Origin of the sequence: Actinomadura citrea, from assembly GCF_013409045.1 — a bacterium.
Classification (GTDB): domain Bacteria; phylum Actinomycetota; class Actinomycetes; order Streptosporangiales; family Streptosporangiaceae; genus Spirillospora; species Spirillospora citrea.
In genome coordinates, this window is sequence record NZ_JACCBT010000001.1 from 6369933 (window position 1) to 6382780 (window position 12848).

Annotated in this window: 12 protein-coding genes; 8 read left to right on the plus strand and 4 right to left on the minus strand. The window is 72.3% G+C overall.

Annotation, left to right across the window (positions count from 1 at the left end):
- Positions 1–6: 6 nt before the first annotated feature.
- Genes BJ999_RS29280 through BJ999_RS29285 form a run of 3 tightly spaced genes read right to left on the minus strand, consistent with a single transcriptional unit; the run spans position 7 to position 1459 of the window.
- Positions 7–681 (minus strand): HAD family hydrolase, encoded by a 675-nt coding sequence (locus BJ999_RS29280; protein WP_179836251.1) that lies wholly within the window; start codon positions 679–681, stop codon positions 7–9.
- A gap of 23 nt (positions 682–704) precedes the next feature.
- On the minus strand, positions 705–878 hold the full coding sequence (locus tag BJ999_RS42455; protein ID WP_229810105.1) for a hypothetical protein: 174 nt from the start codon (positions 876–878) through the stop codon (positions 705–707).
- Entirely contained in the window at positions 851–1459 is a 609-nt protein-coding gene (locus BJ999_RS29285) for a serine hydrolase (protein ID WP_229810106.1), read from the minus strand. Before BJ999_RS29285 ends, BJ999_RS42455 begins: the two co-directional genes overlap by 28 nt.
- 67 nt (positions 1460–1526) lie before the next feature.
- On the opposite strand from BJ999_RS29285, the gene BJ999_RS29290 reads away from it, so the two are divergent.
- From BJ999_RS29290 to BJ999_RS29310, 5 genes are all read left to right on the plus strand, one after another.
- Positions 1527–2258 (plus strand): TetR/AcrR family transcriptional regulator C-terminal domain-containing protein, encoded by a 732-nt coding sequence (locus BJ999_RS29290; RefSeq protein ID WP_179836252.1) that lies wholly within the window; start codon positions 1527–1529, stop codon positions 2256–2258.
- 34 nt (positions 2259–2292) lie between these two features.
- Positions 2293–3195 carry an NADP-dependent oxidoreductase gene (locus BJ999_RS29295; RefSeq protein ID WP_179836253.1) on the plus strand — a complete coding sequence of 301 codons (903 nt, stop codon included), beginning with the start codon at positions 2293–2295 and terminating at the stop codon, positions 3193–3195.
- Between the two features lie 69 nt (positions 3196–3264).
- Positions 3265–3879, plus strand: a complete 615-nt coding sequence (locus tag BJ999_RS29300) for a TMEM175 family protein (protein ID WP_179836254.1) — start codon at positions 3265–3267, stop codon at positions 3877–3879.
- Positions 3880–3984: 105 nt separating this feature from the next.
- Positions 3985–4647, plus strand: a complete 663-nt coding sequence (locus BJ999_RS29305; RefSeq protein WP_179836255.1) for a response regulator transcription factor — start codon at positions 3985–3987, stop codon at positions 4645–4647.
- Positions 4644–5825 carry a sensor histidine kinase gene (locus tag BJ999_RS29310; RefSeq protein ID WP_229810108.1) on the plus strand — a complete coding sequence of 394 codons (1182 nt, stop codon included), beginning with the start codon at positions 4644–4646 and terminating at the stop codon, positions 5823–5825. Before BJ999_RS29305 ends, BJ999_RS29310 begins: the two co-directional genes overlap by 4 nt.
- On the opposite strand, the gene BJ999_RS29315 is transcribed toward BJ999_RS29310, so the two are convergent.
- On the minus strand, positions 5822–7612 hold the full coding sequence (locus tag BJ999_RS29315; protein ID WP_308427226.1) for an AMP-binding protein: 1791 nt from the start codon (positions 7610–7612) through the stop codon (positions 5822–5824). The genes BJ999_RS29310 and BJ999_RS29315 overlap by 4 nt on opposite strands.
- 234 nt (positions 7613–7846) lie before the next feature.
- Here BJ999_RS29315 and BJ999_RS29320 point away from each other — a divergent pair, with 234 nt between their 5' ends.
- The 3 genes from BJ999_RS29320 (at position 7847) to BJ999_RS29330 (ending at position 12787) form a co-directional block, all read left to right on the plus strand.
- Positions 7847–9049, plus strand: a complete 1203-nt coding sequence (locus tag BJ999_RS29320; RefSeq protein ID WP_179836256.1) for a thiolase family protein — start codon at positions 7847–7849, stop codon at positions 9047–9049.
- Positions 9046–11127 carry a 3-hydroxyacyl-CoA dehydrogenase NAD-binding domain-containing protein gene (locus BJ999_RS29325; RefSeq protein ID WP_229810109.1) on the plus strand — a complete coding sequence of 694 codons (2082 nt, stop codon included), beginning with the start codon at positions 9046–9048 and terminating at the stop codon, positions 11125–11127. The genes BJ999_RS29320 and BJ999_RS29325 overlap by 4 nt, the downstream gene beginning before the upstream one ends.
- Before the next feature lie 178 nt (positions 11128–11305).
- Complete coding sequence (locus BJ999_RS29330) at positions 11306–12787, plus strand: amino acid permease (protein WP_444541848.1); 1482 nt, start codon at positions 11306–11308, stop codon at positions 12785–12787.
- Positions 12788–12848 lie beyond the last annotated feature (61 nt).

Sequence of the window (12848 nt, forward strand, 5' to 3'; positions counted from 1 at the left end):
GGGGGTTCAGCAGGCGGCCAGGAGCGCGGAAAGGTCGGTCAGGGTCGAGATCCGGTGTATGCCGGTGGGGGCCGGGGTTTCCGTTCTTGCTCGGTCGAGCCAGATGGCGTGAAGGCCCGCGTTGTGGGCGCCTACGGCGTCCACGTCCAGTTTGTCGCCGATGTAGGCGACCTGGGCGGGAGGCAGGTCGAGGGCGGTGCAGGCGGCCCGGAAAGCCTGGGGGTTCGGTTTCGCCCAGCCGAGTCGGTCAGAGCAGAGGAGTACTTCGAAGTGGTGACGCAGGCCCAGCGCCGCCATCCTGCGCTCTTGGTGGACGGTGCTCGAGTTGGACAGGATGCCGTTTCGGTAAGGGAGCGCACCCAGTACCGTCGCCACGTCGGGAAACGCCGACCATGCAGCTTCGAACAGTGCCTCGTAACGGTCGTGCCACGCGTCCGCCTCGGTATCGCTCAGCGGACGGTCGACGAACGTGCGGACTCTCGCGCGCCGTTGCTGCTCGTAGGTCACCAGGCCGAGCGCGAGGCGCCGGTGTCCGAGCCTGGTGATCTGGTGCCATCGGTCCAGGGCGGCCTGGTCGGAGGGCAGTCCCTCGGCCGCGAAGTGGCTCAGCAGCCCGGCCCGTTCCGAGCCGGTGAAGTCGAAGATCGTGTCATCGACGTCCCACAGCACAGCCTCGATCATGTCTTGAGGCTAGAGCGGCGCGGTCAGGCGCGGCATCGGCCGCGGACGCCGAGGGTGGAGAACACCACCGGCATGTAGTCCTCGCTGAAGGACGGGCCCCTGCCGGAGGCGGCGAAGACCGTGCCGGTGACCGGCTCCAGCCCCATCTCCAGGGACGGGGACAGGTCCTTCATGTCGTCGACGAACTCGTACCGCATGTGGGGCGAGCCGTCGGGTCCCGGGAGACGGTGATGACGACGCCCTCGCGCCTGTAGGTGCCGAGGAGGGGAGCGAGGTCCACCGCGGGGGCCGGATCCGCCGGGGCGAACGGTGCGGGCATGGTGACGCCGGCGAGTTCGGCGAGCAGTTCGCGGAACAGGTCGGCGTACAGCAGGCGGGCCGCGCCGCCATTGGTCATCAGCACGAGGGCCACGTTCGCCTGCGGGACGACGCGCAGGTAGGCGTACTGGCCGATGGCGGCGCCGTCGTGGCCGTAGCCGGTGACGCCGTCCCAGTCGTAGAGCGTCCCGCCGAGGCCCCAGCCGTCCGCGCTGACGGTCCATTTGTCCGGGACGTCCACCTCCCGGTACTGCATGGCCGCCACGGCCTGTGGCGACAGGACGCGGGCGCCGCCGGGTGCCGTGCCGTTCTCCAGGTGCGTGCGGGCGAAGCGGGCCATGTCGCCCGCGGAGACGATGAGGCGGGCGGCCGGTCCGACCGAGCGGGGCATCGGGTCCCAGGACGGGGCGGCCCCGGCGAGCGCGGTGTCACCGGTGCGTCCGGCGAACACTGTACGCATTGCGGATCATTGTACGCAAGCGCGTTAACCGTACGCTCCAGCGAACGATGTGCCCTAGGGTGGTGGCATGCCAGCCGACAAGCCGCCCATCCCCTCGGTGTGGGCACGTCCTCGCGCGAGGCGCGCCCAGCCCGCGCTCAGCCGCGAGCGGATCGTCGCCGAAGCCGTACGGCTCCTGGACGAGGAGGGCATGGAGGCGCTCAGCATGCGCGGCCTCGCCGTCCGCCTGGGGACGGCGGCCACTTCGCTCTACCGTCACGTGGCCAACAAGGACGAGCTGATCGAGCTGGTCGTCGACGAGCTGTACGGTGAGCTGGAGGTGCCCGACCCCGTCGGCGCGACCGGCTGGCGGGCCCCCCTGGAGCACTGCGCCCAGAGCCTGCGCTCGATGATCCTGCGCCACCCGTGGGTAGCGCCGGCCTTGGGCCAGGTCGGGCTCGCCGAACTCGGCCCCAACCTGATCGACCGGTCCGAGCGCCAGCTCGCCCTGTTCCATGCCGCCGGATTCCCGCCGGGCGAGGCGGAGCAGGCCATGAACGGGCTGCTCGCGTACGTGATCGGCATGAGCATCAGCGAGGCGGCGTACCTGTCGGTGCTCGCCCGCAGCGGCCGGACCGAGCAGGAATGGGCCGAGGGCCTGCGTCCCGCCGCCGAGCGGGCCCTGGACGACCACCCCCGGCTGCGTGAGGGGTTCGTCGCCCGCCGGGACGCCGATCCGCGCGTGGTGCGCGACACCAGCTTCGCCTACGGGCTCGACCGCTTCCTCGACGGCCTCCAGACCAGACTCGCCGCCCGCTGAGTCGGCAGAGCAGCACTCCGCAAGGGAGCACGTGATGAAGGCCGTGGGATTCAGTCGCTTCGGGGGGCCGGAGGTTCTCGAGGTCGTGGATCTGCCCGATCCGCATCCGGGGGCCGGCCAGGTCCGGATCTCGGTGCGCGCGGCCGGGGTGAACGCCAGCGACTGGAAGAAGCGCGGGGGCCTGATGGATCAGGAGCTCCCGCAGACCCTGGGCTACGAGGCGGCGGGGGTCGTCGACGAACTCGGTGAGGGCGTGGCGGACGCCGCCGTCGGCGATCGCGTGTTCGGTTTCTGCGTCGAGGGGGCGGCCCAGGCCGAGCTGGCCGTGCTGTCCCACTACGCGCCGATCCCGCCATCGCTCGGCTTCTCCGGTGCCGCCGCCCTGCCGGCGGCCATCGAGACGGCCACGCGCGCGCTCGACCAGCTCGGCGTCGGGGACGGCGGCACGCTGCTCGTCAACGGCGCCTCCGGGAGCATCGGCGGCGCGGCGGTCCAGCTCGCCGTGGCGCGGGGCGTGCGCGTGATCGGTACCGCCGGGCCGGCGAACCAGGAGTACCTGCGCTCGCTGGGGGCCGAGCCGGTCACCTACGGCGAGGGTCTCGTCGAGAGGGTCCGCGCGCTGGCGCCCGACGGCGTCGACGTGGCGCTCGACGTCGCCGGGAGCGGGGTGCTGCCCGAGCTGATCGCGCTCGCGGGCGGCGCGGGGCACGTCGTCACGGTCGCCGACTTCGGCGGCGCCCGGGAGCACGGGGTGCGGTTCAGCCGCGGGGACGACGGCCGCGCGGTCCACGTGCTCGGTGAGATCGGCGCGCTGGTCGAGGCGGGGCGCTTCTCGCTCCCGGTCGCACGGACCTTCCCGCTCGCCGAGGTCGCGGAGGCGCACCGCGCCGGAGAGGGCGGCCACGTGCGCGGCAAGCTCGTCCTGCTGGTCGGCTGATGCGGCGGCCGGCCGTCGAGCCGGTCCGGTTCCAGGCCGGGACGCGGCCGCGGCTGTAGGGTCGTGGCCATGTCACGGGCGGTGTCTCGGGATCCTGATCGGCTGGTTCTGTTCACCGACGCCGTCGTGGCGATCGCCGTGACGCTGCTGGTGCTGCCGCTGGTCGACGTGGTGCCGGAGGCCGTGGGCGCGCATCGGCGGTCGGTCGAGGTGATCACCGAGCATCAGGCGCAGATCTGGAGCTTCGTGCTCAGCTTCGTGGTGATCATCCGGTTGTGGTTCGTGCACCACCGGATGTTCGAGCACATCGGCGGCTACACGCGGGCGCTGATGCTGGTGAACACGGGCTGGCTGCTGGCCATCGCGCTCCTGCCGTTCCCCACGGAGATGGTCGCGTCGTATCCGGGGGACGACCGGTTCACCGTGATGCTGTACATCGGGAACATCCTCGTCGCGGGCGTCTTCCAGACCGCGCTGGCGGTGATCTCCTACCGCGATCCGGATGTCGCGCTGGAATCCGATCCGCCGACGATCGAGTCGGTCCGGGCCTCGCTGTCGAACGCGGTGCTGCTCGCGGTGAGCCTCGCCGTGGTCGCGGTCTTCCCCAGCATCTCGTATTTCGCGCTGTTGCTGCTCTTCCTGGAGGCTCCGGTCGACAGGTTCTGGAGGCTTGTCGGAGTCTGAGCGACTCCTTCTTGGATCGGCGGAGAGCGCGGCCGGTCGGTGGCGGTGGCCGCGCGGCGGTAGCCCTTATCAAGGTTTAACCCCTCGCGCGTCATGCTCGGCGGCATGCGTGTACTGATCGTTGAGGACGAGCGGGTGCTCGCGGACACGATCGCCGAGGGCCTGCGGGACGAGGCGATGGCCGTGGACGTGGTGTACGACGGCGACGACGCGCTGGAGCGGGCCTCCTACAACGAGTACGACGTGGTGGTCCTCGACCGGGACCTGCCGACGGTGCACGGCGACGACGTGTGCCGGGAGCTGGTGGGGCGGCGGAGTCCCGTGCGGATCCTGATGCTGACCGCGGCGGGCGACGTCGACGACCGCGTGGACGGGCTGACGCTCGGCGCCGACGACTACCTGCCGAAGCCGTTCGTGTTCGGCGAGCTGGTGGCGCGGGTGCGGGCGCTGGCGCGCAGGTCGGGGCCGCCGGTGCCGCCCGTCCTCGAGGGGCGGGGCATCCGGCTCGATCCGCACCGGCGCAGGGCGGCGCGGGACGGCCGGGAGCTGCGGCTGACGAACAAGGAGTTCGCCGTGCTGGAGGAGCTGCTGCGGGCGGAGGGCGGCGTGGTGAGCGCCGAGCGGCTGCTGGAGCGGGCGTGGGACGAGAACATCGACCCGTTCAGCAACATCGTCCGGGTCACGATGGCGACGCTGCGCCGCAAGCTCGGGCAGCCACCGGTGATCGAGACGGTGACCGGGTCCGGATACAGGCTGGAGGGGCGATGAAGAGGCTGAGCGTCAGGACGCGGCTCACGCTGGTGTACGGGTCGCTGTTCCTCGTCACGTCGGCGGCGCTGGTCGCGGTGACGTACCTGCTGACCGTCAGGACGATGGACGACCGGTTCCCCTCGCGCCAGAACGTGGACGCGACGACGATCACCCGGCTGCGCGCGCTGGCCGTGGGCGGGGACGTCAGCGATCTGGTGCGGTTGAAGGCCGACGCCGATCGGGAGCTGGCGCGGCAGAAGCACGACGTCCTGGAGCAGCTGCTGCAGAGCTCCCTGGTGACGATGCTGGTCCTCGGCGTCCTGGCCGTGGTGATCGGGTACGTGGTGGCGGGGCGGATGCTCCGGCCGCTGCACACGGTGACCGCGACGGCGCGGCGGCTGTCGGAGAGCAACCTGTACGAGCGGATCGCGCTGGACGGCCCGCAGGACGAGATCAAGGATCTGGCCGACACCTTCGACCGGATGCTGGACCGGCTGAACCGCGCGTTCGACGCCCAGCGCCGGTTCGTCGCGAACGCCTCGCACGAGCTGCGCACGCCGCTGACCATCAACCGGACGGTGCTGGAGGTCGCGCTCGCGAGCCGCAGGAGCCCGCCGGAGACCAGGGCGCTCGCGGACGTCCTGCTCGGCAACACCGCACGCCACGAGCGGCTCATCGAGGGGCTGCTGCTGCTCGCGAGGTCCGAGAGGGAGCTGGCCACGCGGGTCGGCACGCCGCTGCGGGACGTGGTGCGCAGCGCGCTCGACCAGCTCGACGCGCAGGTGGAGGAGGCGGGCGTGGACGTCGAGGCGCGGCTCGGCCCGGCCGCCGTGACCGGGGACCCGGTGCTGCTGGAGCGGTGCGCCGTGAACCTGCTGGAGAACGCCGTGAAGTACAACGTGGGAGACGGGCGGGTCTGGGTGCGCACGGGGGTCCGGGACGGCGAGGCGTTCCTGCAGGTGGTCAACACCGGGAGGCCCGTCCCGTCCTACGAGGTCGCGACGATCTTCGAGCCGTTCCGGCGGCTGCGCGCGGACCGGACGGGGTCCAGGGACGGCGCGGGGCTCGGCCTGTCGATCGTGCGGGCGGTCGTCGCGGCGCACGGCGGCGCGATCGACACCGTCCCGCGGCCGGACGGCGGGCTGTCGATCACGGTCCGGCTGCCGGTGGCCGCCGAGCCCGCCCTCGCCGCCTAGCCGGTCGGCTGCGCACCGAGGGGCCAGGGCGGCGGCTGCGGCCACGGGACGCGGCCCTCGGGCTCGGCCCGGTCGGGGCGGGCGGTCAGCCAGCGGTGCACGACCTTGCCGGTCGCGTTGCGCGGCAGCTCGGGGATGAAGAACACGTCGCGGGGAACCGCGTAGCGGGCGACCTGGGCGTGCACGTAGGCGCGGACGGCGTCGGCGTCGAGCCGGGCGCCGGGCCGCAGGACGACGTAGGCGGCGAGGCGCTGGCCCCACTCGGGGTCGGGCACGCCGGTGACGGCGACCTCGCGGATCCCCGGCATCCGCAGAAGGGCGTCCTCCACGTCGCCGGGGACGATGTTCTCGCCGCCGGACACGACCAGGCCGTCGCTGCGGCCGTCCACGAAGAGCAGGCCGCGGTGGTCGATGTGGCCGAGGTCGCCGGTGGCCAGCAGCCCGTCGCGGACCTCCATCGGCTCGCCGCCGGTGTAGCCCTCGAACAGCAGTTCGTTCGCGGCGAAGATGTGCCCGCGGGTGGAGTGGCCGAGGCGGCGGCCCTGCTCGTCGAGGATCGCCAGCGCGGTGTTGCGCGGCGGGCGCCCGGCGGTGCGCGGGTCGAGCCGCAGGTCGCGCGGGGTCGCGATGGACACCCAGGACGCCTCGGTGGAGCCGTAGACGTTGTAGAGCCGGTCGCCGAACGCGTCCATGAACCGGGTGGCGAGGCCGCCGGGCAGCGCGGCGCCGCTCAGCGCCGCGATCCGCAGGGAGGACGTGTCGTACCGCTCGCGGACCTCGGGGGCCAGTTCCAGGACCCGCTGCAGCATGACCGGGACGGCGAACAGGGTGGCGTCGCGGTGGGAGGCGACGGCCCGCAGCGTCCGCTCCGGGTCGAACCGGCGGTGCAGGACGACCGGCGCCCGCAGCGCCCACGCCATCTGCAGCGCGGCGTAGCCCCAGGTGTGGAACAGCGGCGCTTCGACGATCATGGTCTGCCGGGCGCGCAGCGGGATCCGCGACGTCATCGAGGCCAGCGGCCACAGGCCGGGGCGGGGCGGGCGGCGGGCGCCCTTCGGGCGGCCGGTGGTGCCCGAGCTCAGCATGATCGTCCGGCTCTGGATCTGCGGGGGCGCGGCGGCGGCGCCCGGCGCCGATCGGATGAGCTCCTCGATGCTCGGCCCCGGGTCGGCGGGGACGGCGTCCGGGGCGGTGCGGGGCGGCGGCAGCGTCGCGGCGGGGACGGGGGCCGACAGCGGGGCGGCGGCGGGCGGGCGGTGATCGGCCCACACCACGGTCCGGCGCAGCGCGATCGGGACGTTCGCCAGCAGCGGGGCGAACTCGGCGTCCGCGACGAGCAGGGTGGGGCGCAGTTCGCCGAGCACGGCGCGGATCTGGCCCGTTCCGAAGCCCGTGTTGAGCAGCACGACCTCGGCGCCGCGCCGGGAGCACGCGACGAGCGTCAGGGCCATGCCGCGGTGGTTGCGGCACAGGACGCCGACGCGGGGGCGGGGGCCGTGCAGGGGCAGCCCGGCGGCGAGGCGGGCGGCGCGCTCGTCCAGCTCGGCGAACGTCAGCTCGCCCTCGTCGTCGATCAGGGCGGTGCGGGACGGGGAGCGGGCGGCGGCGGAGGCGACCAGTCCGGCGAGCGTCGTACCCCAGCGGCGCAGCGTGCCGAGCTGGCGGACCAGCCGGCGGGGGCCGCCGGAGAACAGCAGGCCGGTGCGGAGCAGGAGGGCGGCGAGATCGCGGATATGCCCGATCCGCCGGCGCATCCCCGGCCGGTAAGCGGGCCTCGCGTGCGTCACCGCGCCCTCCTCCGGTGATTTCCGGTCACGTTACCCATCAGTCATGAACCGGACAAGGGCGTCAAGCCCCCGACCGGCGGGCATCGGGACGACGAGCGGCGCGTCAGTGGTTACTGACGAGTAGCATTAAGGGTTACCACCGAGTAGCATCGCTGGTGCGGGTACTCGTGCCGCCGGCAGGGGCGGTACGGGGCCCGACACCTTCACCCGAGTCCATCGCAGGGAGGACGACCCGTGCCTCGCACCGCACGCGACGTCGTGTTCGTCGACGGCGTCCGCACGCCGTTCGGCAAGGCCGGCCCCAAGGGGCTCTACGCGCAGACCCGCGCCGACGACATGGTCGTCCGCGCGATCCGCGAGCTGATGCGCCGCAACCCGTCCCTCCCGCCCGAGCGGGTGGACGAGGTCGCCGTCGCCGCCACCACCCAGATCGGGGACCAGGGCCTGACCATCGGGCGGTCCGCCGCCGTGCTGGCCGGCCTGCCGAAGAGCGTCCCCGGCTTCGCCGTCGACCGGATGTGCGCGGGGGCCATGACCGCCGTGACCACCACCGGCGCCGGCATCGCGTTCGGCTCCTACGACGTCGCCATCGCGGGCGGCGTCGAGCACATGGGCCGGCACCCGATGGGCGAGGGCGTCGACCCGAACCCGCGGTTCCTCGCCGACAAGCTGGTCGACCCGTCCGCACTGGTCATGGGCTCGACCGCGGAGAACCTGCACGACCGGTTCCCCGGCATCACCAAGGAGCGCGCGGACGCCTACGCCGTACGCAGCCAGCGGAAGGTCGCCGAGGCGTACGCGGCCGGCAGGATCCAGCCCGACCTGGTGCCGACCGCGGTCCGCTCCGCCGAGCAGGGCTGGGGCCTCGCCACCGAGGACGAGCCGCCGCGGCCCGGCACGACGAAGGAGAGCCTGGCCGCGCTGAAGACGCCGTTCCGCGTGCACGGCAACGTCACGGCGGGCAACGCCGCGGGCCTCAACGACGGCGCCACCGCCTGCCTGCTCGCGGCCGAGGACGTCGCGCGCGAGCTCGGCCTCGCGCCGCGGATGCGGCTCGTCGACTTCGCGTTCGCCGGCGTCGAGCCGGAGGTGATGGGCGTCGGGCCGGTCCCCGCGACCGAGAAGCTCCTCGCCCGCAACGCGCTGACCATGGACGACATCGGCCTCATCGAGATCAACGAGGCCTTCGCCGTGCAGGTGCTCGCGTTCCTGGAGCACTTCAAGATCGCCGACGACGACGCGCGGGTGAACCCGTGGGGCGGCGCGATCGCCCTCGGCCACCCGCTCGCCTCGTCCGGCGTGCGGCTGATGAACCAGCTGTCCCGCCTTTTCGAGGAGCGCACGGACGTCCGGTTCGGGCTGACCACGATGTGCGTCGGCATGGGCATGGGCGGAACCGTCCTCTGGGAGAACGCGAACTGGGAGGGCGCCAAGTGAACCCCGACATCTTCAAGGACGAGGTCGTCACGCACGCGCGCGTACGCGACGTGACGCTGCCCTACGGCGCGGGCACGCTCGCGCTCATCACGCTCGACAACGGCTTCGACCACACCAAGCCCAACACGTTCGGTCCGGGCGGCCTCGCCGAGCTGAACGCCGCGCTCGACGAGGTCGCCGCCCGCGACGACATCGCGGCCGTCGGCGTCACCGGCAAGCCGTTCATCTTCGCCGTCGGCGCCGACCTCAAGGGCGTCCCGCTGATCCGGCGGCGCGAGGACGCCGCGGCCATCGGCAGGCTCGGCCACGACGTGTTCCGCCGCCTCGGCGAGATGGGCGTCCCGTCCTTCGCCTACTACAACGGCGCGGCGATGGGCGGCGGCGTCGAGATCGGCCTGCACTGCTCCTACCGGACGGTGTCGGGCGGCGTCCCGGCGTTCGCGCTGCCCGAGGCGTTCCTCGGCCTCGTGCCCGGCTGGGGCGGCACCTACCTGCTGCCGAACCTGATCGGCGCGGAGAAGGCGCTCAAGGTCGTCATCGACAACCCCATGGCCCAGAACCGGATGCTCAAGGGCGCGCAGGCCTACGAGCTGGGCATCGCCGACGCGATCTTCGACTCGGCCGACTTCCTGGAGGAGTCCCTCGCCTGGACGGCCCGGGTGCTCAAGGGCGAGATCACCGTCCGGCGCCCCGAGGTCGACAGGGGCAAGGCGTGGGACGACGCCGTCGCGATGGCCCGCTGGAACGTCGAGGGCAAGCTGCACGGCGCGGCCCCGTCCTACACGCGGGCGGTGGACCTGGTCGCCGCCGCCAAGGACCGCACCCGCGACGAGGGCTTCGCCGCCGAGGACGAGGCCCTCGCCGACCTCATCATGAGCGACGAGCTGCGGGCCGGGCTGTACGCGTTCGACCTCACCCAGAAGCGCGCGAAGCGGCCCGCCGGGGCGCCGGACAAGGAGCTCGCCCGCAAGGTCACCAAGGTCGGCGTCGTCGGCGCCGGACTGATGGCCTCGCAGCTGGCCCTGCTGTTCGCGCGGCGCCTGGAGGTACCGGTCGTGCTGACCGACCTCGACCAGGAGCGCCTGGACAAGGGCGTCGGCTACGCGCACGGCGAGATCGACAAGCTGCTGGGCAAGGGGCGGCTGTCCCCCGACAAGGCCAACCGCCTCAAGGGGCTCATCACCGGCTCGCTCACCAAGGACGCGTTCGCCGACGCCGACTTCGTCATCGAGGCCGTCTTCGAGGAGATGTCGGTCAAGCAGAAGGTGTTCGCCGAGGTCGAGGAGTACGTCTCCGCCGAGTGCGTCCTCGCGACCAACACCTCCTCGCTCTCGGTCACCGAGATGGCCTCCGGGCTCGCGCACCCCGAGCGGGTGGTCGGCTTCCACTTCTTCAACCCGGTCGCGGTGCTGCCGCTGCTGGAGATCGTCCGGGGCGAGCGGACCGACGACGCGGCCCTCGCCACCGCGTTCGCCGCGGGCAGGGCGCTGAAGAAGTCGTGCGTCCTGGTCGAGGACGCCCCGGCGTTCGTCGTCAACCGCGTCCTGCTGCGGCTGCTCGCCGAGATCGTCAAGACGGTGGACGAGGGCACGCCGATCGAGACCGCCGAGCGCGCCGCCGCCCCGCTCGGCCTGCCGATGCCGCCGTTCGTGCTGATGGGGCTGGTCGGCCCGGCGATCGCGCTGCACGTCAACGAGACCCTGCACGCGGCGTTCCCGGACCGCTTCCCGCTGTCGGACAACCTGGCGACGATGGTCGCGGCGGGCAAGGGCGGCGTGTACCTGCCGGACTTCACCCTCGACCCCGAGGTCGTGGAGATCTTCTCCGGCGGGACGAGCCCCTCCACCGAGGAGCAGGTCCTCGACCGGGCGCTCGCCGCGCTCGCCGACGAAATCCGGATCATGCTGGACGAGGGCGTCGTCGCGGCCCCGCAGGACATCGACCTGTGCATGATCCTCGGGGCCGGCTGGCCGTTCCACCTCGGCGGCATCACCCCGTACCTGGACAGGTCCGGCGTCGCCGAGCGGGCCGCGGGCGGGCGCTTCCTGGAGCCGGGGGTCGCCTCCCTGCCCTCCTGACCACGGGTCCTCCCGGGAGAAGGGGCGTTCCGAACCACCCTCGGAACGCCTCTTTTCTGGCTTTCCCCCACGTCACGGACATGCGCGCGTTTCGGCGGATCATAACCCGCGCACAAATGGGCATACGGCTGACGGCCGTATGCCGGACACGGGACGCGAAGGGGCGCCGAAATTGAACGTGCTGCGCACGAAGTCGGTCGAGCAGTCGATCAGTGACACAGAGGAGCCCGAGCACCGGCTCCGCCGTGACCTGTCGGCGTTCGACCTGACGGTCTTCGGGGTCGGCGTGATCATCGGGACCGGCATCTTCGTGCTCACCGGCCAGGTCGCCAAGGACAAGGCCGGCCCCGCGGTCGCCCTGTCGTTCATCCTCGCCGCCGTCGTGTGCGGCCTCGCCGCGCTCTGCTACGCCGAGTTCGCCTCGACCGTCCCGGTCGCCGGATCGGCCTACACCTTCTCCTACGCCACGATCGGGGAGTTCCCCGCCTGGATCATCGGCTGGGACCTCATCCTGGAGATGGCCCTCGGCGCGGCCGTGGTGTCGGTCGGCTGGTCGGGATACTTCGCCTCGCTGCTCGACGACGCCGGGGTCACGATCCCGACGGCGCTCGCCGCCCCGCCGGGCGAGGGCGGGACGGTGAACATCCCCGCCATCTGCCTCGTGCTGGCGGTGACCGCGCTGCTCGTCCTCGGCGTCAAGATCTCCTCGCGGGTGAACGCGGTGGTCGTCTCGGTCAAGGTGGCCATCGTGCTGCTGGTGATCTTCGCCGGGCTGTTCTTCGTCAAGGGCGGCAACTACCACCCGTACATCCCGCCGTCCAAGTCGACGCCGGACGTGGAGGGCCTCAAGGCGCCGCTGATCCAGGTCCTGTTCGGCAGCGCACCGGTCAGCTACGGCTGGCTCGGCATCTTCTCGGCCGTCGCCATCGTGTTCTTCGCCTACATCGGCTTCGACATCGTCGCGACCGCGGCCGAGGAGGCGCGGCGCCCGCAGCGCGACCTGCCGGTCGGGCTCATCGGCTCCCTCGTCATCACCGCGGTCCTGTACGCGGCCGTGTCGACCGTCGTGGTGGGCATGCAGAAGTACACGGAGCTGAGCGTCGCCGCACCCCTCGCGGACGCGTTCAAGGCCGTCGGCAAACCCGCCTTCGCAACGATCATCAGCATCGGCGCGGTCGTCGGGCTCACCACCGTCGTGCTGATCCTGCTGCTCGGGCAGAGCCGCATCTTCTTCGCGATGGGCCGCGACGGCCTGGTGCCGCCCTGGCTCTCGGCCGTCCACCCGCGCTTCGGCACCCCCTACCGCGCGACGATCATGATGGGCGTGGTCGTCGCGGTGCTCGCCGGCTTCATCCCGCTCGCCGAGCTGGCCGAACTGGTCAACATCGGCACGCTCTTCGCGTTCCTCGTCGTCTCGATCGCCGTGGTGATCCTGCGCCGCACCCGTCCCGACCTGCCGCGCTCGTTCCGCACGCCCTGGGTGCCGGTCATCCCGATCCTGTCCGTGCTGGCCTGCCTGTTCGTGATGATCAACCTGCCGGTGGAGACCTGGCTGCGGTTCCTCGCCTGGATGGTCGTCGGCGGTGTCGTCTACGCCGGCTACGGGTACCGGCACAGCAAGGTGGGTCGGCGCGCGGAGCACATCTCCTCCAAGTCCTGACACTCCTCCGCCGTGATGGGACTCACGGTGTCCTTTCGACCGACGGGTGTGCACAATGGCG